Annotated in this window: 16 protein-coding genes; 12 read left to right on the forward strand and 4 right to left on the reverse strand. The window is 68.5% G+C overall.

Annotated features, from left to right (window positions below):
- The first annotated feature begins 66 nt into the window (after positions 1-66).
- The 5 genes from MYSTI_RS33485 to MYSTI_RS33510 all read left to right on the forward strand — a co-directional run bounded on the left by MYSTI_RS33485 (position 67) and on the right by MYSTI_RS33510 (position 6,759).
- Positions 67-999 (forward strand): vWA domain-containing protein, encoded by a 933-nt coding sequence (locus tag MYSTI_RS33485; RefSeq protein WP_015352275.1) that lies wholly within the window; start codon positions 67-69, stop codon positions 997-999.
- Between the two features lie 81 nt (positions 1,000-1,080).
- Positions 1,081-2,016 carry a vWA domain-containing protein gene (locus tag MYSTI_RS33490; RefSeq protein ID WP_015352276.1) on the forward strand — a complete coding sequence of 312 codons (936 nt, stop codon included), beginning with the start codon at positions 1,081-1,083 and terminating at the stop codon, positions 2,014-2,016.
- On the forward strand, positions 2,016-2,990 hold the full coding sequence (locus MYSTI_RS33495) for a vWA domain-containing protein (RefSeq protein ID WP_015352277.1): 975 nt from the start codon (positions 2,016-2,018) through the stop codon (positions 2,988-2,990). The genes MYSTI_RS33490 and MYSTI_RS33495 overlap by 1 nt, the downstream gene beginning before the upstream one ends.
- A 20-nt stretch (positions 2,991-3,010) precedes the next feature.
- Positions 3,011-5,758 (forward strand): heavy metal translocating P-type ATPase, encoded by a 2,748-nt coding sequence (locus tag MYSTI_RS33505; protein WP_015352278.1) that lies wholly within the window; start codon positions 3,011-3,013, stop codon positions 5,756-5,758.
- The gene (locus MYSTI_RS33510) at positions 5,755-6,759 is read left to right on the forward strand and encodes a hypothetical protein (RefSeq protein WP_015352279.1); all 1,005 of its coding nucleotides are present in this window, start codon (positions 5,755-5,757) and stop codon (positions 6,757-6,759) included. The genes MYSTI_RS33505 and MYSTI_RS33510 overlap by 4 nt, the downstream gene beginning before the upstream one ends.
- Here MYSTI_RS33510 and MYSTI_RS33515 read toward each other — a convergent pair.
- The gene (locus MYSTI_RS33515; RefSeq protein WP_015352280.1) at positions 6,713-8,452 is read right to left on the reverse strand and encodes a hypothetical protein; all 1,740 of its coding nucleotides are present in this window, start codon (positions 8,450-8,452) and stop codon (positions 6,713-6,715) included. The two genes, MYSTI_RS33510 and MYSTI_RS33515, sit on opposite strands and share 47 nt — an antisense overlap.
- Before the next feature lie 184 nt (positions 8,453-8,636).
- On the opposite strand from MYSTI_RS33515, the gene MYSTI_RS33520 reads away from it, so the two are divergent.
- Complete coding sequence (locus MYSTI_RS33520; RefSeq protein WP_015352281.1) at positions 8,637-9,863, forward strand: DcaP family trimeric outer membrane transporter; 1,227 nt, start codon at positions 8,637-8,639, stop codon at positions 9,861-9,863.
- Between the two features lie 79 nt (positions 9,864-9,942).
- Here MYSTI_RS33520 and MYSTI_RS33525 read toward each other — a convergent pair whose 3' ends face one another.
- The gene (locus MYSTI_RS33525; RefSeq protein WP_015352282.1) at positions 9,943-10,443 is read right to left on the reverse strand and encodes a peptidylprolyl isomerase; all 501 of its coding nucleotides are present in this window, start codon (positions 10,441-10,443) and stop codon (positions 9,943-9,945) included.
- 257 nt (positions 10,444-10,700) lie between these two features.
- On the opposite strand from MYSTI_RS33525, the gene MYSTI_RS33530 reads away from it, so the two are divergent.
- From MYSTI_RS33530 to MYSTI_RS33550, 5 genes are all read left to right on the forward strand, one after another.
- Positions 10,701-12,287, forward strand: coding sequence for an SNIPE associated domain-containing protein (locus tag MYSTI_RS33530; RefSeq protein WP_015352283.1), 1,587 nt, complete (start codon positions 10,701-10,703; stop codon positions 12,285-12,287).
- Positions 12,288-12,451: 164 nt separating this feature from the next.
- Entirely contained in the window at positions 12,452-13,768 is a 1,317-nt protein-coding gene (locus MYSTI_RS33535) for a hypothetical protein (protein ID WP_015352284.1), read from the forward strand.
- A 179-nt stretch (positions 13,769-13,947) separates the two neighbouring features.
- A complete protein-coding gene (locus tag MYSTI_RS33540) occupies positions 13,948-15,360 on the forward strand; it encodes an L-serine ammonia-lyase (protein ID WP_015352285.1) in 1,413 nt (470 codons plus the stop codon).
- A gap of 394 nt (positions 15,361-15,754) precedes the next feature.
- The gene (locus tag MYSTI_RS33545; protein ID WP_233278042.1) at positions 15,755-18,934 is read left to right on the forward strand and encodes a DUF4082 domain-containing protein; all 3,180 of its coding nucleotides are present in this window, start codon (positions 15,755-15,757) and stop codon (positions 18,932-18,934) included.
- 200 nt (positions 18,935-19,134) lie between these two features.
- Positions 19,135-19,809 carry an SRPBCC family protein gene (locus tag MYSTI_RS33550; RefSeq protein WP_015352287.1) on the forward strand — a complete coding sequence of 225 codons (675 nt, stop codon included), beginning with the start codon at positions 19,135-19,137 and terminating at the stop codon, positions 19,807-19,809.
- A 101-nt stretch (positions 19,810-19,910) separates the two neighbouring features.
- Here the strand turns inward: MYSTI_RS33550 and MYSTI_RS45000 are convergent, their stop codons facing one another.
- A complete protein-coding gene (locus tag MYSTI_RS45000; RefSeq protein ID WP_015352288.1) occupies positions 19,911-21,281 on the reverse strand; it encodes a hypothetical protein in 1,371 nt (456 codons plus the stop codon).
- A gap of 77 nt (positions 21,282-21,358) precedes the next feature.
- Positions 21,359-21,832, reverse strand: coding sequence for a GNAT family N-acetyltransferase (locus tag MYSTI_RS33560; RefSeq protein WP_015352289.1), 474 nt, complete (start codon positions 21,830-21,832; stop codon positions 21,359-21,361).
- Positions 21,833-22,180: 348 nt separating this feature from the next.
- On the opposite strand from MYSTI_RS33560, the gene MYSTI_RS33565 reads away from it, so the two are divergent.
- Positions 22,181-24,433 carry a family 2 encapsulin nanocompartment cargo protein terpene cyclase gene (locus MYSTI_RS33565; protein ID WP_015352290.1) on the forward strand — a complete coding sequence of 751 codons (2,253 nt, stop codon included), beginning with the start codon at positions 22,181-22,183 and terminating at the stop codon, positions 24,431-24,433.
- Positions 24,434-24,487 lie beyond the last annotated feature (54 nt).

Raw genomic sequence — 24,487 nt, forward strand, 5'->3', positions numbered from 1 at the left:
GCCCGCGGACCCTGGGCCGCGTGGGAAGGTGATACCGTTTCGCCTCCTGGCTGAGAGGGGGAACACTTGGGTCACGAGAAACCGGTCGAGCCGTTTTCGGACCTCCACGTCGAGGAGGGGAAGGTCCGCGCGGTGCTGCTGCACGACCCCACCGTCGAGGGGTTGGACGTCGCCATCTACATGGACGCGTCCGCCAGCATGTCGGGCGAGTACGAGTATCAGCGCCCTCGGCGTTCGTTCCTGGAGTGGCTGCAAGGCGCGCCCTTGAAGGGCCCCGCCGTCAATCAGGTCGAGCCCCAGGTGCAGTGGATGCTCGAGTACCTGGCCACCAAGGACCGCAACGGCCTGCTGCGCGTCGCCTACTGGTCCTGCGGCCCCGACGCCAAGGACGTCGAGGTCGTCGGCGAGCTCAAGGGGGTGGATGTCCAGCAGTACAAGTTCCCCGGAGCCAAGCGGCTCGGCGACGGCACGAACCTGACGCCCGCGCTGGAGGACTACGTGCGCTACCTGAAGGCGCAAGTTCCCCTGGGCGCCCGGCGCGGCTGCGCGGTCATCATCACCGACGGCAAGCTCCATGACGCGGAAGAGGTCGAGCGCTACTCCGCGGACATCGCCGATGGCATCGCCGCGGGGCGCCTGCCTCGGATGAACTTCGTGCTCGTGGGTGTGGGGGACGGCATCGACGAGGCGCAGCTCGAGCGGATTGCCCACAGGGAGTTCCCGGGAGTGGGCCACCTGTGGTGCCACCGCATCGCCCAGGAAATCACCCAGGTCGCGGAGCTGGTCGCGGTGCTCGTGGACGAGAACATGACGGTGGCCGCGGGCGGCACCATCTACGACGACAAGGGCCAGGTGCTGAAGACGTACGAGGGCCGCCTGCCCGCGGTGCTCGAGTTCGACATCCCCGAGGGGGCCACGAGCTTCACGCTGGAGGTGAATGGCCAGCGCTACACGCAGCCCTTGCCGGACGACGACCACCACGACGAGGACGACCACTGATTCAGAGAGTGTCGGCGGCGCACCAAGCGCGGCTGGCACTGTCGGAAGGTGATACCGTCCCGCCATCTAGCAGGGGGAACCATGGGCCACGAGAAACCGGTCGAGCCGTTTTCGGATCTGCACGTCGAAGAGGGGAAAGTCCGTGCGGTGCTGTTGCATGACCCCACGGTCGAGGGGTTGGACGTCGGCATCTACATGGACGCATCCGGCAGCATGGAGGGCGAGTACAAGTACGAGCGCCCCAAGCGCTCCTTCCTGGAGTGGCTGCGCGGAGCTCCGCTGAAGGACCCCGCCAACCAGGTCGAGCCGCAGGTGCAGTGGATGCTCGAGTACCTGGCCACCAAGGACCGCAACGGCCTGCTGCGCGTCGCCTACTGGGCGGCCGGGCATTCCGGCAAGGACGTGGAGGTGATTGGCGAGCTCAAGGGCGTGGACGTCCAGCAGTACAAGTTCCCCGGCGCCAAGCGGCTCGGCGGACACACCTTCCTGGCGCCCGCGCTGAAGGACTATGTGCAGTATCTGAAGGCACAGGTGCCGAAGGGCGCCAAGCGCGGCTGCGCGGTCATCGTCACGGACGGACAGCTCCATGACGCGGAAGAGGTCGAGCACTTCTCCGCGCAGGTGGCGAAGGACATCGTCGCGGGGCGCCTGCCCCGGATGAACTTCGTGCTCGTCGGCGTAGGCGATGGCATCGACGAGGAGCAGCTCGAGCGGATTGCCCACATGGAGTTCAAGGGCGTGGGCCACCTGTGGTGCCACCGCATCGCGAAGGAGATCACCCAGGTCGCGGAGCTGGTCGCGGTGCTCGTGGACGAGAACATGACGGTGGCCGCGGGCGGCACCATCTATGACGACAAGGGCCAGGTGCTGAAGACGTACGAGGGCCGCCTGCCCGCTGTGCTCGAGTTCGACATCCCCGAGGGCGCGGAGAGCTTCACGCTGGAGGTGAATGGCCAGCGCTTCAAGCAGCCGCTGCCCGACGAGGACCACCACGACGAAGACGAGGACCACCACTGATGGCTGGCCACGAAGCGGTTGTCCGGCCGTTCTCGGACGTGCACCGGATGGGGAACAAGGTGGTGGCCACGCTGCTGCATGACCCCACCGTGGAGGGACTGGATGTCGCCCTCTACATGGATGGCTCCGCGAGCATGGAGGACGAGTACGGTCCTCGCGGCGTGCTGGCGAAGCTGGCGCCGGTGAAGAACCTGGTCGAGCCGCAGATGCGGTGGATGCTGGAGTACCTGGCCAGCAAGGACCGCGATGGGCAGGTGCGCGTGGCGTACTGGGCCACGGGCGACGGCAGCCAGCTGGAGGAGGTGGGCTTGCTGTCGGCGGCGCAGGCCAAGGAGTTCCGCTTCCCGGGGCCGCGCTTCTACGGCAAGGCCACGGTGATGCTCCCGGTGCTCCGCGACTTCGTGGCGCACATGAAGCAGCAGGTGCAGCAAGGGGCGCGGCGGGGGCTGGCGGTCATCATCACCGACTCGCAGCTCTCCGACGGCAACGACGTGCGGGCCTATGCCACGCAGGTGGCGAAGGAGATTGCCGCGGGCCGGCTGCCTCGGATGAGCTTCGTCTTCGTGGGCGTGGGCGACCAGGTGGACGAGGAGCAGATGGAGGAGGTCTCCCACGAGACCTATCCCGGCGTGGGCCACCTGTGGTGCCACCGCATCGCCGACCGCATGGAGGAGATGGCGGAGCTGGTGGCGGTGCTCGTGGACGAGACGATGACGGTGGCGGCGGGCGGCACCGTCTACGACGAGAAGGGACGGACCTTGAAGTCGTATGAGGGCCGGCTCCCCGCGGTGCTGGAGTTCGACGTGCCCGCCGAGTGCAAGGCCTTCACGCTGGAGGTCGCGGGACAGCGCTTCACCCAGCCCATCCCCGAGGAACACGAGGACGAGGACCACCACGAAGAGGAAGAAGCCCCGGAGCCTGTGAAGGCCCCGGAGCCCGCCTCTGCTCGCAAGCACGGCCGCCACCGCCACTAGGTCTTCAGGAAGAACACGCCATGTCCGAACAGAAGAATCGCAGCCCCCAGGACACCCACGTCCACGGCCCAGAGTGCAAGCATGACCACGGACATGGCGACGGGCCGTCTCTCGCGGCGGAGAAGTCCGCCGCCGCGAAGCCCCGGTTCAAGGACCTGAAGGTCGTCGGCACCAAGAGCGCGGACACGCATGTCCACGGCCCGGGGTGCAATCACGACCACGGACATGACCACGCCCATGCGCACGGCGACGGGCATGCCCACGCGCATGGCGAGAGCTGCGACCATGACCACGGCGGTCATGGCCATCACCACGCGAAGCCGAAGCGCGTCCGTCCGCCCGGCTATCGCGCGGCCGAGGGGGGCGGCGTGGCCCTCCAGCTCGACCTGGAGGGTGCGCTCCCGGGAGAGACGGATGACCTGGGTCGGTTCCAGAAGCTGGAGGCCGCGCTCGAGGCGCAGCACGGCGTCATCGACGTCCACCTGCGCCGGGACCAGGGCTACCCGGAGATCTGCCTCCACTACAACCCGGGGCTGGTGAGCGCGGCCACGCTGCTCGCGACGGCGCAGCGCACGGGCGCGCAGGTGGCGAAGCGGTACAAGGGCCACACCTGGTTCGTGCGAGGGATGACCTCCGCGGACTCGGCGACGGCCATCGAGCATGGGCTCGGCAAGCTGTCGGGCGTGCTGTCCGCGAACGTGGCCTATGCCAGCGAGCGGCTCGTCGTCGAGTACGACAGCGAGACGGTCTCCCTGAAGGACCTCGAGACCCAGGCGAAGTCCCTGGGCTACACGCTGGAGGTCCCCAGCCATGGGCACGCGTGCTCGCACCATGCACACGGCGGGGGCCTGGCGCCGCTGCTGGAGATGCCGCTGGTGGTGGCCGCGGGCGTGTTGCTGGTGGGAGGCTGGGCGCTGGAGCACTTCCTCCCCGCCCTCACCTGGGCGCCCACCGCCGCGTGGGCGCTGTCCATCGTGAGCGGCGGGTTCTTCGCCATCCGGGGCTCGGTGAAGTCGCTGCTCCAGCTTCGCATCGACATCGAGACGATGATGGTCGTCGCGGCCCTGGGCGCCGCGGTGCTGGGCTCCTGGTTCGAGGGCGCCTTCCTCCTCTTCCTCTTCAGCGCGGGCCATGCGCTGGAGCATCGGGCGATGGACCGCGCGCGGCGCTCCATCGAGTCACTGGGGGCGCTGCGTCCCGAGGTGGCGCGCGTGCGTCGCGACGGAGAGCTGGTCGAGGTCCCCGTGGCGCAGGTGCTCCGAGGCGACCGCGTCGTCGTCCGTCCGGGAGACCGCGTCCCGCTCGACGGCATCATCCGCGAGGGCAAGAGCTCCCTGGAGCAGGCGGCCATCACCGGCGAGTCGATGCCCGTCCCCAAGCAGCCCGGGGACGAGGTGTTCTCCGGCACGGTGAACTGCGAGGCGCTGCTCGAGGTGGAGGTCACCCGGCTCTCCTCGGAGTCGGTGCTCGCGCGCGTGGTGGACATGGTGGCCGAGGCCGAGGCCCAGAAGGGCCCCAACCAGCGCTTCGCCCAGCGGCTGGAGCGGACCTTCGCGCCGCTGGTGATGATTGGCGCGGTCATCTTCCCCGTGGTGCTCGTGCTCCTGGGCACGCCGCTCGAGGAGGCGGTGCTCCGCGCGGTGTCGCTGCTCGTGGCCGCGTCGCCGTGTGCGCTCGCCATCTCCACGCCGTCGGCGGTGCTGTCCGCGGTCGCGGCGGCGGCGCGAGGCGGTGTGCTCATCAAGGGCGGCATCTACCTGGAGCTGCTCGGCAAGGTGAACGCCATCGCGTTCGACAAGACGGGCACGCTGACGGTGGGCAAGCCGAAGCTGCTCAGCACCGCGCCCATGGACGGCGTGACGGAGGAGGAGCTGCTGGGCACGGCGGCCTCGGTGGAGGCGCTCTCCGCGCACCCGCTGGCCCACGCCATCGTGGAGGCCGCGGGCTCGCGAGGGCTCAAGCCGGCCGCGGGCACCGACATGGAGGCCATCCACGGCAAGGGCCTGCGCGCGAAGGTGGGCGACGGGGTGGTCGACGTGGGCAACCTCGCGCTCTTCGAGGGAGACACCATCCCCGACGGCATCCGGGCGCGCGTGGACCGGCTGGAGGAGTCGGGACAGACGACGATGGTCGTTCGCGGCGCGGGCCGTTACCTCGGGGTGCTCGGGGTGGCGGACACGGTGCGCGCGGGAGCACGGCACGTCATCTCCACGCTCAAGCAGCAGGGCATCGAGCGCACGGTGATGCTGTCGGGCGACAACTCGCGCGTGGCGAAGTCCATCGCGGCGCAGGTGGGGCTGGACGAGGCTCGGGCGCCGCTGATGCCGGCCGACAAGGTGACAGCGGTCCGGGAGATGGGGCGCACGGGCTCGGTGGCGATGGTGGGCGACGGCGTCAACGATGCTCCGGCCCTGGCCGCCGCGGCGGTGGGCGTGGCCATGGGTGGCGCGGGCTCGGACGCGGCGCTGGAGACGGCGGACGTGGTGCTGATGAGCGATGACCTGTCGCGGCTGCCCTTCGCGGTGAGCCTGGCGCGGCAGGCCACGACGGTGATGAAGCAGAACCTGGTCATCGCGCTGGGCGTCAGCGGCGTGCTCATCGTCGCGACGCTCCTGGGCCTCACGAAGATCAGCCACGCGGTGGTGCTGCACGAAGGCAGCACGCTGCTCGTGGTGGCCAACGGACTGCGGCTGCTCGCGCTGCGGCCCAAGGTCCTGGGCTCCACGCCACTTCCCTCGATGGAAATCTCTCCCGCGCCCCGCCCATGACCTCTGACTCGGCCGAGGCGGAGGTCCTCGAGGGGCTTCGCGCGCTCTGGGGCCCTTCCCGCCACGACGGCAAGACCTACAAAATCCTGGCGGTGCGGGACCTGTCTCGCGCGACCTGGCTCTACCTGGATGGCATCGAGCACGGCACATACCTCGGGCACATCCCCGAGGAGTGCCTGGCGTCCAAGGCCGAGGACTGTGCACCTGGCACCCGGTTCGAGCTCCTGGGCCTCCTCCCCAAGACCCACCGCAGCGGGGTCAGCGTCTATCCCTTCGACGTGACCACCCCCTTGGGCCCCGCCATCAAGACCGAGCTCCTCGCCAGGCGCATCTACGTGGATGACCTGTCCAAGGACTCCGCGGTCCTCAACAAGCGCAACGTCATTGGCCACTGCGTCTCCGCCCGGAGATGTGACCTCGGGTCCGTGGGCGAGCTCCTCGACATCCTCCAGGCCGCCGGCTCGCGCGGTGCGCGCTTCTTCTACAGCCTGCTCGGCGGGGACATGTCGGGCTGGGACATTGGCATCGTCACCCTCCTGGACGCGCAAGCCACGTACGCGACCTACCCCATCAACGCCCGCTTCAAGGACTTCAACGAGGACGGCCGCATCCGAGCGCTGCTCATGGAGTTCGGCGCCATCGAGTGTCGCTACGGCGAGCAAGACCCCGCGGAGATAGACCTCCTCCTGGGATTGCGCGCGATTCCACCTCCCCAGGGCGCTGACGCTCGGTACAAGGTCCTGTCCGTCAGGGACGTGTCACGCGCCGACTACCGCTATCGCAACGCCGAGGACACCGTCCTGGAGCAGCACGCGAAGCCCACGCCCGCGCCCATCGACCCTGGCACCCTGATGGAGCTCCTGGGGAACATCCCCGTGGGGCTGCATGGCGGCAACCGCAACCAGGTCCGCTACTGGACGAAGGGAGCACTCGCCCCCTTCATCGAGGCGGAGCTCATCCGGCTCGGCGTCTCGTACGACGGCACAGGGCCTTCACGATAGCGTCCCGGGTGTAGTGCTTGTCACACAGCGCCCGGAACTCATCCCGGTCTGGAACCTTGTTCACATAGACCTCCTCGGTGACGAGACAGAGCGTGTTGAACGTGCGGGTCTCGAAGCGGGGCGTCGTGGTCCAGGGAGGAGACGGCGGCGGACCCAGCACCGTCACCTGCGGCTTCCGCCGGAAGTGAGCCTTCACGGGGGTGGAGAGGAAGCCCATGACCGCCAAGACCTTGGTCTGCTGACGCTCGACATCGAAGAAGAGCGGCACCACGCAGCGAGGGTCCTCCACGACGTCCGGGTCCTCATGATGGGTGCGCATCCATCGACGCGTGAGCATGGCCGCGGAGAGGTCCGCCTCGGGGATGGGGCCGAAGCCCAGCTCGTTCCGAGCGATGGCATGTGCTCCTCGGAAGAGCTGCTCCATCCACACGAGCTCATCCCACAGGGATTCCTCGTGGGTGCCCTTGGGCTTGAGGCGACGCGCCAGGGCCAGGGCGGGGGCTCCCAGGAACTCCCCGAGCAGTTGGCGGAGGAGCCGGTACGTCTCCGCGCGACGCCGATAGTGCTCGGCGAGTGGCTCGAGCGAGAGCTTGGGTGCGACGATGAGCGGGCAGCCTCCCCCGTAGAGCTGTTCGAGCTGCTTGGCCTGCGTCTCCCGAGCCAACGCGAAGAGCGCGCGGAACTGGGCCTCCAGCTCCGCGCAATACTTGGGCCCCAGGACCAGCCGCTCCGCCTCTGGAGTCCGCTCCGGGAACAGCAGCGGCACCAGGGCATGAAGCTGATAATCATAGACACCCGAGTGAGGACCGGGCGTGGTGTCGAGCCGCCCGTCACGGATGCGCTGGATGAGCTCGTGGACGAGCTGGAAGCCCTCGGGCGGCTCCTTCGTCGCGAAGAGAGACTTGACGATGCGCCCCTCATGCGAGTCCGACGGAGGAAGGAAGCAGCGCTCACTCCCCTCTTCATGGACTGCTGGCTTCACCAGCGGATTCGTCAGCCGAGCCATGAGGCTCAAGTGCCGCTGGTAGTCGGCCAACCTCGAAGGCTCTTCCGCCAGCGCCTGATGGAGCAGCTCGGCGATGTTCGCCGGCAAGCCCGTCTGGAGAAACCGGTCCTGAAGGAACACGGACCGCAGCGCGGGGCTCCATGAATAGAACCCCTGCGGCTTCGAGTGTGTTGGATCGTCATTGAAGTCCTTCCGCAACTTCTTCGCGAGTCGCGTCACCCCCGCGTCCGATTCCTCGACCTCGCCCGACATCGACAGCGCGACCTGCAAGAAGGCCAGCGCCCGACCGAGGTCATCCGAGGCCGACGCGGACCACCGTCCGCGCAAGACCTTCCGGACGCCCTCCACGAGCCCGCGCCTCCCGGCCAGACGCGGTGTCCCCTCCTGGACCAGGAGCTCCACCGCCGCGAGACACCCATCATCGAAGGCCTTGGCCTTGAGCGAGAAGGCCAGGGAGGGCGTCCAGTTCCCCAGAGTCGGGCTGCAGGGAAGCTGGGGGTACAGGTAAGGCTCGACGGGCGCCTTCACGTCGATGGCGGCGATATCCTGCTTCCGCTCACGCTTGAGGTCCGGCCGACCACGCACCGACCAGAACGTCACCTCGTCATCCACCTCGAGCTCGAGGACCTGGGAGGAGAGGTCGACTTCCACCGGGTTGTCGTTCCACTGGAACAAATAGTCAGACATGGTAGCCCATGATGACACGCCCGGCGCGGTGCGTGCATGTCTCGAAGCCTCGCGCTGAAGCCCGCACCTTCGTCTGGAGGGAGCGGAGTCGAAGAGTCTCAGACACTCGTCCTCCCTCGGGGGCGCCGTGTGCCGGCAAGCAAGCTCCCTATGTTTCCAGGCACGTCTTGTGACCGAGGAAGCAATGACGCTCGAGCCCTTGTCACCCACCCTCCGGCGCGGCGTCATCGCCCTGCTGTCCGCGCTGAGCACCGGGGCCTGGGAGGCCCAAGCCCACCCTTCCGAACCCGACGCGCCAACGGCCACCACGGACGCCACCCGCACGGCAGACGAGACGCGGAGGCTCCCCTTCATGGAGCGGAGCATCGCCGCCAGCACGAACTTCCGTGTGACATCCCAGCGGATGGAGACGCCCACCTGGTTCTTCCCCTCCGCCCTCCCCGTCCAAGGCGAGGAGCGCCCGGCGTCGACGAGCACAGAGACCCTCGCCATCGCCAACCCGGCCGACGTCTCCGTCGACTTCAACGGACAGACGGACCTGGGCGCCCTGCGGCTGCACTTCAACGCGGGCTTCGCCCAGCCACACGCCTCGGTCGGCATCCACGCCAGCTACGCCTACGCACAGCTCGGTGGCCTCGTCGCGGGGTTCGCCGACTCGACGTTCGCCGACGCCGACGCCTATCCCGGGACACTCGACTTCGCGGGCCCCAACGCACTCGTGTTCCAGAAGCACGCGGTGCTTCGCTATGGCCACCTGCTGAACCACGATGAAGACGTGCGGATGTTCCTCCAGGTCGCGCTCGAGGAGCCTGGTGCCAACCTCCCCACCGGCGCACAGACGGCTCGGGACCCCGTGCCGGATGGCATCGTCTCCTGGCGCGCGGAGAGTGACTGGGGCCACCTCCAGCTCGCCGGCGTGATTCGCGCGGTGAGCAGCCGGGACCCGGAGCAGGCGACGCGTGACACGGCGCTGGGCCTCGGCGGCAACCTGACGGGCGCCTGTCATCTGGGCCTCGAGCACACGCTGCAGCTGGGAATCACAGGCGGCCAGGGCATCGCCGCGTACGTCAACGAGCTGGGGGATTCACAGTACGACGCCGCGCCGGAGGTGGATGGCTCGCTCGACGCCCTGCCCGTGCTGGGGGGTTACGCGGCCTTCACCTATGTATGGACGGAGATGCTGAGCTCCACCGCGACGTATGGCTGGCTCCAGGTGTGGGACCGGGAGCACGAGGCGTCCTTGGGGGACACGGGCTTCCGGCGCTCGCAATACGCCTCACTGAACCTGGTCGCCGACATCGTCGAGGGGACTCAAGCGGGCATCGAAGGACTGTGGGGATACAGCCGCGCCATCAACAACGAGTCCAGCCACGCCCTTCGAGTCCAGCTCGCCTTCCAGTATCGCTACTGAGCCCGCGAAGACATGAATCCATCCGACACGGAAACCCCAGCACGCGTCCGCATGCCGGGGTCTCTCGCGTGAGGCGGGACTACTCGACGACTTCGGCCTTCAGGAGGATGACGTCGTCCATGGGGACGTCCTGGTGGCCGCTCTTGGTGCCGGTGCGGACGCCCTTGATGGCGTCGACGACCTCGCGGCCCTCGATGACCTCGCCGAACACGGCGTAGCCCCAGCCCTGGACGTTCTTGCCGGAGTGGTTCAGGAAGCCGTTGTCGGCCACGTTGATGAAGAACTGGGCGCTGGCCGAGTGCGGGTCATTGGTCCGGGCCATCGCGACCGTGTACTTGTTGTTCTTCAGCCCGTTGTCCGCCTCGTTCTGGATGGAGGCGCGCGTGGGCTTCTGCTGCATGCCGGGCGAGAACCCGCCGCCCTGAATCATGAAGTTGTTGATGATGCGGTGGAAGACGGTGTTGTTGTAGTGCCCATCCTTCACGTACTGAACGAAGTTCTCGGCGCTCTTCGGCGCCTTCTCCGCGTTCAGCTGAAGAACGATGTCGCCGTGGTTCGTGGTGAGCTTGACCTTGGTCATGTGGGGTTCTCCTGGGTCATCGAAAGGGCCCGGCACCATACCCCCTGGGACGTCTCCTGCGGAACTTTCTTGGCCCGACTGTCGTCAACTGAGATGCGGCCAGAAACCAAACACTCCCATGCGAGACACCACCTCTCCGTGAGTGCATTTTGAATCCCCCGTCAGGGTGATTCCCCGCAGCCGCGAGCGTGGCGCATCGTGGGCCTCCTCCGCTCCGGCCTCCGCCGGACGCGACACGTCTCCAGGGGAGCGCCCCCATGTCCGCCACCGTCGTGCTCCTGGCCCTCTCGAGCCTGCTGTCGACGGGGCTCCTGGCCCGGACCTTCATCAAGCTGCGCGCCCTCCAGGCCCGCTTCAGGCCCGTCCTCGACGTCGAGGCGGAGCGCCAGCGCGTCCTCGCCTCCCTCGAACGCGCCCAGTCCGAGTCCACTCACCTGCTCGCGGCCGAGCGCAACCGCGTCGCGACGGAGCTTGCCCGGGAGCGCGAGTCCGCCGATGCCTCCATCCGCGGCGCCAAGGCCGACCTGGAGCGCACCCGCACCGAGACCCAGCACGCCCTCCAACTCGAGCGCAGTCGCGTCGCGGCGGAGCTCGCCCAGACCCGCCAGCAGGCCCAGACCGAGCTGACGCGCACCCGCGAGCAGGGCCGCGCGGAGCTCGCCCGAGCGCGCGAAGAAGCAGCCGAGGCCTCGCGCGACGCCGAGCAGCAACGCCAACGGGCCCGCGAGGAATACGCCCGGCTCGACCCGCTCATCAAGCAACTCCGCGCCGACCTTCGTCCCCTCGAGGAGGAGACCGTCCTCCGCTCCTACGGCTTCTACAAGCCCATCTACAACCTCTCCTCCTCGGAGAAGTACGAGCACCGCCTGGACCTCCTGCGCGACCGCCAGAAGTCCATGCTCAAGGACAAGAAGGCCGCCTCCTGCCGCATCGAGTGGGAGGTCAATGGCAGCAAGGCCGAAGGCAAGAAGCAGATTGAGCGCACCCTCAAGCTGATGCTCCGCGCCTTCAACGGCGAGGCCGACGCCTGCGTCGCCAAGGTCACCTACAAGAACATCAAGGCCATGGAGGCACGCATCGAGAAGTCCGCGGAGGCCATCAACACGCTCACGGAGATTCAGCAGTGCTCCATCGCCACCAGCTACGTGAGCCTCAAGCTGGAGGAGCTGCGCCTCGCCCACGAGTACGAAGAGAAGCGTCAGCAGGAGAAAGAGGAGCAGCGCCGCATCCGCGAGCAGATGCGCGAGGAGGAAGCCGCCCAGCGGGAGCTGGAGCGCGCGAAGCTGGAGGCGGAGCGCGAAGCCCAGCGCGATGAAGAAGCCCTGCGCAAGGCCCGCGCGGAGCTGGAGCGCGGCAAGGGCGCCGAGAACACGAAGCTGCTGGAGCGCATCGCGGAGCTGGAGCGCCGCGTGGCCGAGGACCTGGAGCGCCAACGCGCCATCTCCCAGGCCCAGCTCACCCGCACCGGCCATGTCTACGTCATCTCCAATATCGGCTCGTTCGGCGAGGGCGTCTTCAAGGTCGGGATGACCCGCCGCCTCATCCCCCAGGACCGCATCGACGAGCTGGGCGATGCCTCCGTTCCCTTCGAGTTCGACGTGCACGCCATCATCCGCACCCCGGACGCCCCGTCCCTCGAAGCCGCGCTCCACCGCACCTTCACGCACCGCCGCGTCAATCGCATCAACGAACGCAAGGAGTTCTTCCGCGCGACCCTCGATGAAATCGCCTCGGCCGTGCGAGAGCACCACGGCGAGTTCGAGCTGACACGCATCGCGGAGGCCGCCGAGTACCGCAAGTCCCTCGCGATGACAGACGAGACCCGCACCCCCGCCGCGGCATGAGCCCCCTCGACGCGGGATGTTGCTGAAGACAGCCGACCTCGTGGCGCCGGCCCTCAATCCCTCTCACGACCGCCACCTCCCCCCAGCGTGGCGCAAGCCGCTCCGGCGAGCCGCGAGTCGTGGGTTCTTCGTGCCCCCGACGGGGGCATGTCCAGGAGACATGGATGTTCAGGAATCGGAGTGGACTCTTCGCCTGGCTGCTGTGGCTGCTCCCCTTGATGGGGTCGGCCTCGGAGCCGCCCACTCGGCAGCGGCACTTCCCGATGCGACGGGAGGGCTCGACGCTGGCACCTCGCACCGCCTCCGCGCCCCTCGGCAGCAGCGCACGGACAAGCGCCCCGCCTCGACAGGCGGTCCTCGATGCCATCCGCGAAGTGACGGGCTCGCTGAATGGGATTGAAGAGACGTTCACGAAGCAAGTGAGCCGGCTTCAAGCCCAGGAGGCGTGGCTGGCCAACGCGGAGGTGGTCACTCGCCATGTCGAACCCAGCGCCACCCAGGTGAAGTGGCTTCGAGGCACGCTCGAGAGTGCGACCACGCTCGCGGGCGTGGCCACCGAGGCGGAGGACTCCGACATGGAGCTGGGCGTGCTGCGCATGACGGGCCCCAAGCTCCAGGCCGCGATGTTCGGGACGATGCTGCTGGCCACCTGGGTGGACTTCCTTCAGCTCGCGGATGCCTCGCTCCGTCATTGCCCCATGTGCAACGCCGAGCAGCTGTCCATCGACCTGCACCAGGTCCAGGACTTGATGGAGCCCACGTGGAAGGACCTCCAGTCCTTGGACCCGAAGCGACTGGAGCAGGCGACCGCCGCGATGCCCGAGCTGATGGGCACGCTGACCCTGGCGTTCGCCAGGCTGCGCGAGGACACCCACGCCGTGATGAAGCTCGGTGAGAAGGTGAGCCCGGCGGCCCAGTTGCTGGAGCGGATGACGCTGCTCTCCCCGATGGAGCGCTCACTTCCACCGATGCCCCCTTCCACCCGCACGACAGTCCTGCGCGCCAGCGACGTGACGCCGGGCTCACGCACCGTCCTCTCCGCCGAGTGGGTGGAGCGGATGCGACAGCTCGTGCAAGCAGGAGTCCTCTCCCTGCCCGCGGTCAGCGCCGCGGTCCGCATCCACATCGGACAGGGGATGGACACGGCGGGAGCGAACAGGCCCGAGGCCCCGAAGCACCATGTCCTCCCGCGAGAGCACCGCGAGTGGTTCGAGCAGCGCGGCTTCAAGGGCGACACGGACATCGACCAGTTCTGTGTCCAGTTGGAGCAGCCCCGCCCCGAGGCGACTCCCGGAAGCAGGGACTGGAAGCTGGGTCACACGTGGCCCGGCGAGTGGAACCGGCTGGTCATGCAGGCCCTGCGCGAAGCAGAGCTCACGGCAGGTCGACGCTTGACGCGGGGAGAGGTCCTCCACCTCGTCGCGGGAAGGATGAAGGAGCACAAGGTCCCCAGGACCTTCGTCACCGGAAGCACTCACTGAACGAGGACCCACGCCCACCCACCAAGCCAACGCAACGCGTCACCAGGGGACAGCCTGCCTGGTGACTCTCCAGTCAGCGCTCCTTGGCATGCCAAGAAGTCAGGCCCCACACACGCAACAGGAACGCCACTCCACGCGACGCTGGGACGGAAGTGGAAACGTGGCATGTTGCGCCCGCGATGGCTGTCAGCGTCTTCGACCTCTTCAAGATTGGTATCGGTCCCTCGAGCTCCCACACGGTGGGGCCCATGCGCGCCGCGCGCACGTTCGTGCAGCGGCTGGCGGAGCATGGCCACCTGGAGAAGCTCACTCGGCTGAAGGTCGAGCTGTTCGGCTCGCTCGGCGCGACGGGCAAGGGCCACGGCAGCGACAAGGCCGTGGTGCTGGGCCTGCGCGGCGACACGCCCGAGGGCGTGGACGTCGAGTGCATCCCCGCCGTCGTCGCGACGTGGCGCTCCGAGGGCCGCATCAGCGTGCTCGGCCTGCGCGACATCACCTTCAAGGACGGCGAGCACCTGGTGATGCACCGCCGCCGCACCCTGCCCTACCACCCGAACGGCATGCGCTTCTCCGCGTTCGGCGCGGACGGCGCGGAGCTGGACACGCGCGTCTACTACTCCGTGGGCGGAGGCTTCGTCGTGGACGAGTCCGCGACCACCGGCCAGGACCCGCTGCGCGTGGACACGACGCCGCTCCCCTTCCCCTTCCAGTCCGCGGCGACGCTGCTGGAGCTGTGTGAGAAGGAGCGCATGTCCTTCAGCGCCATCATGATGGCGAACGAGAAGACCTTGCGCTCGGAGCAGGACATCCGCGCGGGCCTCCTGCGCATCTGGGACGTCATGCAGGCCTGCGTGCGCCGAGGCTGCTCCTCCAGCGGAATCCTCCCCGGCGGCCTCAAGGTCGAGCGCCGCGCGTCCGCCATGTACCAGCGGCTGCTCAGCCGCCCGGAAGCGGGCCTCACCAACCCGCTCACCGTGCTGGACTGGGTCAACCTCTACGCCCTCGCCGTCAACGAGGAGAACGCCGCGGGAGGCCGTGTCGTCACCGCGCCCACCAACGGCGCCGCCGGCATCATCCCCGCGGTGCTGCACTACTACTGGCGCTTCTGCCCCGGCGCGAACGACGACGGCGTGGTGCGCTTCCTCCTCACCGCGGGCGCCATCGGCGTGCTCTACAAGGAGAATGCCTCCATCAGCGGCGCCGAGGTCGGCTGCCAGGGAGAGGTGGGGAGCGCCTGCTCCATGGCCGCCGGCGCGCTCGCCGAGGTGCTCGGCGGCACCCCGCTCCAGGTGGAGAACGCGGCGGAGATCGCCATGGAGCACAACCTGGGGCTCACCTGCGACCCCATTGGCGGACTGGTGCAGGTGCCCTGCATCGAGCGCAACGCCATGGCCTCCGTGAAGGCCATCAACGCCGCCCGCATGGCGCTCTCCGGCGACGGACGCCACTTCGTCAGCCTGGACAAGGTCATCCGGACCATGCGCGACACCGGTCGCGACATGAAAGACAAGTACAAGGAGACCGCGCGCGGCGGGCTCGCCGTCAACGTGCTCGAGGTCGCCAATCTCAGCGTCGGCCTGCCCGAGTGCTGAGGTCTATTCCAGACGTCTCCTGTCATTGAGTCGCCACGCGATGCGCGAGGAAAAATCGCGTATCGCGGCAACGACATCACGATTCGTCCCAGCCTCGTCCCCGTCAGGTTGAGACTGTCAGAGGCCGACAGCAATATGTCGCGTCCTCCGGTGCGAAGCGCGCCGGGTGTCTTGTCGTGCCCCCCTCCAAGGAGATGTCCGGATGACACCCCCGAAGTCACGACCCGCCCGGGTCACGCGACGTCCGCGTGTCCAGGTGCTCACCTTGCTCGCGGCCGTCCTGCTGGCCCTGCCCACGGCCGCACAATCCCAAACGACATACACCCTCTTCACCCCCGCTGACACACCCGCGGTCCCCTCTGTCACGAACGACCATGACGCCGTGGAGCTCGGCGTGAAGTTCCGGTCCGACGTCGACGGCGACATCCTGGGCATCCGCTTCTACAAGGGCACCGGCAACACCGGCACGCACGTGGGCAGCTTGTGGAGCGCCGCGGGCCAGCGGCTGGCCTTCGCGACGTTCGCCAACGAGACGGCCTCCGGCTGGCAGGAGGTGGCCTTCGCCACGCCCGTCCCCGTCACCGCCCACACGACGTACGTCGCGTCGTACCACGCGCCCGTGGGTGGCTATGGCTTCACGAGCGGAGGCTTGACGGCGGCAGTGGACGCGCCGCCGCTGCACTCGCTGCCGGGGATTCCCGACGGCAACGGCGTCTTCAGCTACGGCGCCGCCGGCACCTTCCCGCTCACCAGCTTCGCCAACGCCAACTACTGGGTGGACGTGGTCTTCCGTCCCGCCGCGCCGGTGACGCTGTGGCCGCCCACCACCACGCCCGCCGTGGCCTCCGTGACGAATGACTCCGCCGCCGTGGAGCTGGGCCTGAAGTTCAAGACCAGCGTGAGCGGCAACGTGCTGGGCGTGCGCTTCTACAAGGGCGCCGCCAACACGGGCACCCACGTGGGCAGCCTGTGGAGCGTCAACGGGCAGCGCCTGGCCTCCGCCACGTTCACCGGCGAGACGGCCTCCGGCTGGCAGGAGGTCCTCTTCACCACGCCCATCCCCATCCCCGCCAACGCGACCCACGTCGTCTCGTACCACGCGCCCGTGGGCGCCTATGCCTTCGACAGCGGGGGGCTTGCCACCGGGCTGGACGCGCCCCCGCTCTTCGCGCTGCCGGGCAGCACCAGCGGCGGCAACGGCGTCTTCAGCTACGGCGCCGCGGGCACCTTCCCCATCAACAGCTTCGGCAACTCGAACTACTGGGTGGACGTCCTCTTCCAGGCCACCGGCGCGCTGCCGCCGACGCAGCCTCCGGGCAACACCTTCCGCCTCTTCGCCCCCACGGATGTGCCGGCCAACCCCACCGCGAACGAGAGCGCCTCCGTGGAGCTGGGCGTGAAGTTCCGCGCGGACGTGGATGGCCGCGTCAAGGGCGTGCGCTTCTACAAGGGCAGCGGCAACGGCGGCACCCACGTGGGCAACTTGTGGAGCGCCACCGGCCAGCCCCTGGCCTCCGCCACCTTCTCCAACGAGACGGCCGTCGGCTGGCAGGAGGTGACCTTCGCGTCCCCCGTCGACATCACCGCGGGCACCTCCTACGTCGCGTCGTACTTCGCGCCGCAGGGCGGCTATTCCTACACCAACGGCGGCCTGGCCAGCGGCGTGAACGCCCCGCCGCTGCGCGCGCTGCCCGGCACCACCAGCGGCGGCAACGGCGTCTATACCTACGGCGGCTCGTCCACCTTCCCGAGCAGCAGCCACCAGGACACCAACTACTGGGTGGACGTCGTCTTCGAGACGCTGGGCCCGCCTCCTCGCCCCGGCGTCCATGGCGCGGGCCCCGTGCTCGTGGCCACCGCTCCGGGCAATCCCTTCACCGACTACCTGCGCGAAATCCTGGAGGCGGAGGGCATCGCCACCTACGCCACCACCGACGCGGGCAACCTGGGCGTCAGCGTGTCGCTCGATGACTACAAGGTGCTGGTGCTCGGAGAGCAGGCGCTCGGCGCCAACCAGGTGACGCTCATCACGAGCTGGGTCAACGCGGGCGGCAGCCTCATCGCCCTGCGCCCCGGCGCGAACCTGGAGTCCCTGCTGGGCCTCAATCCCTCCCAGGGCACGCTCTCCAACGGCTACCTGCTGGTCAATGCCTCCCAGGCCCCGGGCACGGGCATCACCGCGGAGACGATGCAGTACCACGGCCCCGCCGACCAGCGCACCCTGACCACCGGCACGCGCGCGGTGGCCACGCTCTATTCCAACGCCACCACCGCGACGGCCTACGCCGCCATCAGCCAGCGCACCGTGGGCAGCGGCACCGCCACCGCGTTCATGTTTGACCTGGCGCGCTCCGTCGTCCTCACCCGTCAGGGCAACCCGGCCTGGCAGGGACAGAACCGGGATGGCTCCAACATCGGCCCCGGCGCTCGCGCCAGCGACATGTTCTACGGCAACGCGTCCTTCGACCCGCAGCCGGACTGGGTGAACCTGGGCAAGGTCCAGATTCCCCAGGCGGACGAGCAGCAGCGCCTCCTGGCCAACCTGCTCCACCAGACGAGCAGCATCCCGCTGCCCCGGCTCTGGTACTTCCCGCGCTCGCACAAGGCCGTGGTGGTGATGACGGGGGATGGACACCCGGGCGGCGGCACCTCACAGCGCCTGAATCAATACCTGGCCGACAGCCCCACCGGCTGCAGCCTGGAGGATTGGGAGTGCATCCGCGGCACCGTCTATGACTACGTGGGCGGACTGACGGCCCCCCAGGCCAACGGCTACGTGGCCCAGGGCTTCGAGTACGCGCTGCACATCAACACGGGCTGCGCGGACTACACGCCCTTCACGCTGGGCCCGAACTTCTTCACGCCGCAGCTCGCGAGCTTCGCGCAGGCCTTCCCCGCCGTCCCCGCGCCCGTCACCCACCGCACGCACTGCATCGCGTTCAGCGACTGGGCCACGCAGCCCAAGGTGTCGCGCCTGAACGGCATCCGCATGGATACGAACTACTACTACTGGCCCGACTATTGGGTGCAGGACCGCCCGGGCCTGTTCACCGGCTCCGGCCTGGCCATGCGCTTCGCGGACGTGGACGGCACGCCGCTGGACGTCTACCAACTCGCCACGCAGATGACGGACGAGTCCGGCCAGTCGTATCCGCTGCACATCGACACGCTGCTCGCCAACGCGCTGGGCCCCAAGGGCTACTACGGCGCCTTCACCGCCAACATGCACGTGGACCAGCACCCGTCTCCGGGCTCCACCGCCATCATCGCTTCCGCGAAACGCGACGGCGTGCCGGTCATCACCGCGAAGCAGCTGCTCGAGTGGCTCGACGCCCGCGAGGCCACGCAGGTGTCCGCGCTGAGCTACACCGGCACGTCGCTGTCGTTCACCGTGACGAGCCCCGCGCGCAACCTGTCCCTCATGGTGCCCACGCGCACCACCACGGGACTGACCTTGTCCTCCGTCACCCGCGCGGGTGCGCCCGTCACCACCGTGACTCGCACCATCAAGGGCGTGGGCTTCGTCTTCATCGACGGCGCCCAGGCAGGCACCTACACGGCCACCTACCAGTGAGTCCGCCGCCCCGGCTTCGGGGTGGGTGACGCGAGGGGCTCGACACGGCGCGTCCAGGTCGAGCCCCTTCGTTTCACCCCCGATGAACCCAGGAGGTTCACTCCTCAACAGGGGGTGTCTTGTGTTGGAAGGCCCGCAGCCTCTATGACGCGCCTCGGGCAGGCGCCCTGCTGGCAGCCGCCCTGACAAGGACACACCCCATGCTCAAGAAGATTCTCGTCGGCCTCGCCGCCGTCATCCTCATCCTCGTCGGTGTCGTCGCCACGCGCCCCTCGGAGTTCAGCATCAGCCGCACCACGACGCTGCCGGCGCCCATCGACGTCGTCTTCGCGCAGGTGAATGACTTTCACCAGTGGCCCGCCTGGTCGCCCTGGGGGAAGTTGGACCCGAACATGAAGTCGACCTACACGGGCGCGGAGTCGGGCACCGGTGCCGTCAACGCCTGGACCGGGAACGACCAGGTGGGCGAGGGCCGGATGACCATCGAGGAGAGCCGCCCGAACGAGCTCGTCCGCATCAAGCTGGAGTTCATCAAGCCCTTCACCGTGACGAACACCACGACCTTCACCTTCAAGGCCGCGCAGGGCGGCACCGAGGTGACGTGGACCATGAGCGGCAGCAACAACTTCGTCAGCAAGGCGTTCTCGCTGGTGATGGACATGGACAAGATGATTGGCAAGGACTTCGAGACGGGCTTCGCCAACCTGAAGCCGGTGGTGGAGGCCGAGGCGGCCAAGCGCGCCGAGGCCGTGCGCCTGGCCGAGGAGAAGGCCGCCGCCGAGAAGGCCGCCGCCGAGAAGGCCGCCGCGGAGAAGCTCGCCGCCGAGCAGGCCGCCGGGGGCATCCAGCCGGCCATCGCGCAGCCCACGCCGTGATTCACGGCTAGCGCTTCATCATCGCGCGCCGCTCAGCGCCTCCGTGTCGTGGACCTGGGGTCCTCGCGCGGAGGCGTTGTCGTTCGTGGAGACCGCCCACGTCAGCCGGGCATGCGCCCCACGAAGAGGCCCAGGGCGAAGGCCACGCCCATGAGCAGCAGCGCCAGCGGCCAGGCCAGTCCGCCTCGGGACTTCGCTCTCGCCGCAGGCAGCGCGGTGCTCGCGTCAGAGGTCTCCTCGGGGAGGAGGAGCCGCACCTTGATGACGGCCTTGATGAGCGTGTCCTCGACGTCGCCCAGGAAGCGCTCGTACTCCTCGGGCTGGAGCTCCAGCGGCTCGCCGTGGTGGGCCTCGTAGCGGCGCGCGACGCCCTCGTAGGCGCGGAGCTGCGCCTCGCGCTTGGCGACGTCGACCCAGCCGCACATGAGGGAGGGACCCGAGCCCTTGCGCGGCACCAGGGAGATGGCCTGCCGGGCCAGCTTGCCGCCCGCGGTGCTGGGGCCCTCCGGCTCGTCGATGCGGAGCACCCGGTGCGGACCTCGGCCGTACACCTTCTTCGAGAGCGCGTCGCGAAGCTGCTCGGCGAGGAGCGCGGAGTGATTGGCGAACATCGTCCGCAGCGCGGGGCCGCTCTCCTCGGCGGCGGCGACTTTCCCGTTCGCGGGCTCCAGCGGACTGAGCCTCACGACGCCCGCCGTGTTTCCGCTCGACGGGGGCTTCTCGCCGCCTCGAGACAGCCAGTTCGCCGGCTTCTCCGCGCCCGTGCGGCCTCCAGAGGGCGGGTTGCCCGGAGGGCCTCGCAGGACCGGCGGCGGGCCGCCTCGGACCTCCGTCGCGGGAGCGCCACCGCCGCGCACCTCGGTGGCGAAGGGCAGCGGTGCATCCACTTCGCCTCGCCCGCCCTTCGCGTGGGCACCACCGCCGCGCACCTCGGTGGCGAACGGAGGCGGCGCATCCACGTCGCCTCGCGCACCCTTCGCGTGGGCGCCGCTGCCGCGCACCTCGGTGGCGAAGGGCAGCGGTGCATCCATGTCGCCGCGTCCCCCCTTCGCGTGGGCACCACCGCCGCGCACCTCGGTGGCGAACGGAGGCGGCGCATCCACCTCCGCGGCCCCACCTGGACGCCGGGCCCCGCCGACGGCGCCGCCCGGAAGCCCCATGATGGAGGTCGCCTCGTCTTCATCCCACGACGAGGCCACCTCGCTCTTCACCGGAGCCCCACCCCCAGCGCCGAGAGGCCGGGCGCGGGCAGGACCTTTCGCCTCGGTGATGATGTCCTCCTGCCCATGTCCCTCATCGTCAGCATCCGGGACGAAGCCCCCCGCGCCGTCCGAGGAGCGGTCCGGAGGCGCCACACGGGTCTCCTCGGGAGTGAAGGTCGGAAGGTCCCGAGTGGCATCCTCATCCTCGGGGGCGATTCGCGTCTCTTCGCTCCGGCCGGGGCCACCGCCCCGCCGATGTCCATTCGCCATGGCCGCTCCTCGTCCCACCGAGGATAGCCCGGCGATGACCCAGATGAGTCATGGGAAAGCCACCCCGCGCTCCCCCATCACGTCCGGCGATAGACGTCCGGGTCATGTCGCTCCATGTAGCCCCCTGGGTTCTTCAGCGGCGTGAAGCCGTATTGCGCATACAACCCATGGGCATCCTTGGTGACGAGCGAGAAGCGCCGCAGTCCTTGGAGGTCTGGATGAGCCAGGAGGACCTCCATCAGCCACTTGCTCAGCCCCTTCCCGCGATGTGACTCGAGGACGAACACATCACAGAGATAGGCGAACGTCGCCCGGTCCGTGACGACACGCGCGAAGCCCACCTGAGCCCCCTCGGCTGAATACACGCCCAGGACCAACGAGTGTCGGCACGCCCGCTCCACCATGGCTCGGGAGATACCCGCGCTCCAATACGACTGCGTCAGGTACCCGTGCACCACCTCCATGTCGATACGGGCCGCATCATCCGAGACGACAAACCCGTTCTCGCCCAGCACCTCGAAGCGACCAGGTGCTCCACCGCTGTTGCTCATGAGCCCCATGCCTCCTGGCATGAATCCACCGTGAGCCCAGGACCTCAGCCCGCCCCCCGCTCCGCTTCAAGCGGAAATCACAGGTACAGTCCCCCTCCGGGACTCGAAGCACAGTCCTCGCGCACCCCATCCACCCGCAATGACAGACACGTCGCCAGACATGGCTGACATTGACGATACCCGGTTACTCAGATTCTGAGCATGTCTCCAAGTGGCTGGGTATCTCCATACCCAGCCAACGTCACCTGGCGGACACGGTGCCATCAAATATATCCGTCACCCAAGTAACTCTTGGATTCAGGGTCTCAAACCCTTTAGAAGGCCCCCGCGTCAAAACGAGGGGCATTGATGGCCAAGGCTCAAGACAAGCATCCTTTTGTATTGCCAGAGTTCTACGTCCCCTGGCCGGCCCGGCTGAATCCCCACCTCGAAGCAGCCCGCGTCCACTCCAAGGCGTGGGCGCGAGAGCTGGGCATCATCGGCGTACCGAAGGACGGCAGCGCTCCTGAAATCTGGAGCGAGGCCAAGTTCGACGCGATGGACTACGCGCTCTTGTGCGCCTACACCCATCCGGAGGCGCCGAGCCCGGAGCTGGACCTCATCACCGACTGGTACGTCTGGGTCTTCTACTTCGACGACCACTTCCTCGAAATCTACAAGCGGCCACAGGACCGCCAGGGCTCCAAGGCGTACCTGGACCGGCTGCCCATGTTCATGCCGGTGGACCTGAGCACGCCCATGCCACCGCCCACCAACCCCGTCGAGGCGGGGCTGGCGGACCTGTGGATGCGCACGGTGCCCACCAAGTCCGAGGCCTGGCGCCGGCGCTTCTTCGAGAGCACCAAGGCGCTCCTGGACGAGTCCACGTGGGAGCTGGACAACATCAGCGAGAAGCGCGTCTCCAACCCCATCGAGTACATCGAGATGCGCCGCAAGGTCGGTGGGGCGCCCTGGTCCGCGGACCTGGTGGAGCACGCCGTCTTCGCCGAGGTCCCCGACCGCATCGCCGCCAGCCGGCCCATGCGGGTCCTCAAGGACTCCTTCGCGGACGCGGTCCACCTGCGCAATGACCTCTTCTCCTACGAGCGCGAAATCCTGGAGGAGGGAGAGCTCTCCAACGGCGTGCTGGTGTTCGAGCGCTTCCTGGACGTGAAGCCGCAGGCCGCGGCGAACCTGGTCAATGACCTGCTCACCTCCCGGCTCCAGCAGTTCGAGAACACCGCCATCACGGAGCTGCCGTCGCTCTTCGTGGAGCACGCCATCACCCCCGCGGAGCAGGCGCAGGTGCTGGTGTACATCCGCGGCCTCCAGGACTGGCAGTCCGGCGGCCACGAGTGGCACATCCGCTCCAGCCGCTACCAGAAGCCCGCCTCGGCGGGGCCGGAGCTGGGCACGCCGCAAGGCGGAGGCGTGCTGCGCCTGCCGACGACGCCGGGCGCCCTGGGGCTCAACCGGCTGAAGTACTTCGCGCACGTCCCGTTCGCGCCCGTGGGTCACCTGCCGCTGCCCGCGTTCTACATGCCGTACTCCACCACCCCCAGCCCTCACCTGGACGCTGCGCGGCGCAACTCCAAGGCGTGGGCGCGCAAGATGGGGATGCTGGACGCGCTGCCCGGCCTGCCCGGCATCTACATCTGGGATGACCACCGCTTCGACGTGGCCGACGTGGCCCTGTGCGGCGCGCTGATCCACCCGGAGGCCACGGGCCCCGAGCTGGACCTGTCGGCCTCCTGGCTGGTGTGGGGCACCTACGCGGACGACTACTTCCCGGCCTTCTATGGCTGCACGCGGGACATGGCCGGAGCCAAGGTGTTCAACGCCCGGCTGACGGCCTTCATGCCGGACGACCCCGCCAGCAGCACGGCGGTGCCCACCAACCCGGTGGAGCGGGGCCTCGCCGACCTGTGGGCGCGCACCGTCGTCAACATCACCCCCACCATGCGCTCCATCTTCCGCAAGGCCATCCAGGACATGACGGAGAGCTGGCTGTGGGAGCTGGCCAACCAGACGCAGAACCGCATCCCGGACCCGGTCGACTACGTGGAGATGCGCCGCAGGACGTTCGGCTCGGACCTCACCATGAGCCTGTCGCGGCTGTCCCACGTCGACACCCTCCCCCTGGAGGTCTTCCACACGCGCCCCATCCGCGCGTTGGAGAACTCGGCGGCGGACTACGCGTGCCTCGTCAATGACGTCTTCTCCTATCAGAAGGAGCTGGAGTTCGAGGGCGAGCTCAACAACGGCGTCCTCGTGGCCCAGCGCTTCCTGAACCTCGACGCGGCGAGCGCCGTGCAGGTCGTCAATGACTTGATGACGGCCCGGATGGAGCAGTTCCAGCACATCATCAAGCTGGAGATTCCATCGCTGGTGCGCAACTTCAACCTCAGCTCCCAGGCCGAGCAGCGACTGCAGGTCTACATCCAGCGGCTGCAGAACTGGATGGCGGGTGTCCTGAAGTGGCACCAGACGGTGGACCGCTACAAGGAGTTCGAGCTGAAGGCCAGCCGCCGCAAGCTCCTCCCCGCGCTGCACGGCCCCACGGGGCTGGGCACCTCCGCGGCGCGCATCGCCACGCTGTTCGGCGGACTCCGTTCGCCCTGAATTCCTCCCACCCGCTTCCTGACTCCAACCCCTTTCCACTGAAAGACAAGGTGT

Source organism: Myxococcus stipitatus DSM 14675 (assembly GCF_000331735.1).
In the GTDB taxonomy this organism is placed as follows: Bacteria; Myxococcota; Myxococcia; order Myxococcales; family Myxococcaceae; genus Myxococcus; species Myxococcus stipitatus.

Excerpts from the sequence above, each read along its gene's own strand:
- MYSTI_RS33495 (WP_015352277.1), top strand. The coding sequence starts at position 2,016 with ATGGCTGGCCACGAAGCGGTTGTCCGGCCGTTCTCGGACGTGCACCGG.
- MYSTI_RS33520 (WP_015352281.1), top strand. The coding sequence starts at position 8,637 with ATGACGCTCGAGCCCTTGTCACCCACCCTCCGGCGCGGCGTCATCGCC.
- MYSTI_RS33510 (WP_015352279.1), top strand. The coding sequence starts at position 5,755 with ATGACCTCTGACTCGGCCGAGGCGGAGGTCCTCGAGGGGCTTCGCGCG.
- MYSTI_RS33540 (WP_015352285.1), top strand. The coding sequence starts at position 13,948 with ATGGCTGTCAGCGTCTTCGACCTCTTCAAGATTGGTATCGGTCCCTCG.
- MYSTI_RS33525 (WP_015352282.1), bottom strand. The coding sequence starts at position 10,443 with ATGACCAAGGTCAAGCTCACCACGAACCACGGCGACATCGTTCTTCAG.
- MYSTI_RS45000 (WP_015352288.1), bottom strand. The coding sequence starts at position 21,281 with ATGGCGAATGGACATCGGCGGGGCGGTGGCCCCGGCCGGAGCGAAGAG.
- MYSTI_RS33550 (WP_015352287.1), top strand. The coding sequence starts at position 19,135 with ATGCTCAAGAAGATTCTCGTCGGCCTCGCCGCCGTCATCCTCATCCTC.
- MYSTI_RS33490 (WP_015352276.1), top strand. The coding sequence starts at position 1,081 with ATGGGCCACGAGAAACCGGTCGAGCCGTTTTCGGATCTGCACGTCGAA.
- MYSTI_RS33530 (WP_015352283.1), top strand. The coding sequence starts at position 10,701 with ATGTCCGCCACCGTCGTGCTCCTGGCCCTCTCGAGCCTGCTGTCGACG.
- MYSTI_RS33535 (WP_015352284.1), top strand. The coding sequence starts at position 12,452 with ATGTTCAGGAATCGGAGTGGACTCTTCGCCTGGCTGCTGTGGCTGCTC.
- MYSTI_RS33505 (WP_015352278.1), top strand. The coding sequence starts at position 3,011 with ATGTCCGAACAGAAGAATCGCAGCCCCCAGGACACCCACGTCCACGGC.
- MYSTI_RS33515 (WP_015352280.1), bottom strand. The coding sequence starts at position 8,452 with ATGTCTGACTATTTGTTCCAGTGGAACGACAACCCGGTGGAAGTCGAC.
- MYSTI_RS33560 (WP_015352289.1), bottom strand. The coding sequence starts at position 21,832 with ATGAGCAACAGCGGTGGAGCACCTGGTCGCTTCGAGGTGCTGGGCGAG.
- MYSTI_RS33565 (WP_015352290.1), top strand. The coding sequence starts at position 22,181 with ATGGCCAAGGCTCAAGACAAGCATCCTTTTGTATTGCCAGAGTTCTAC.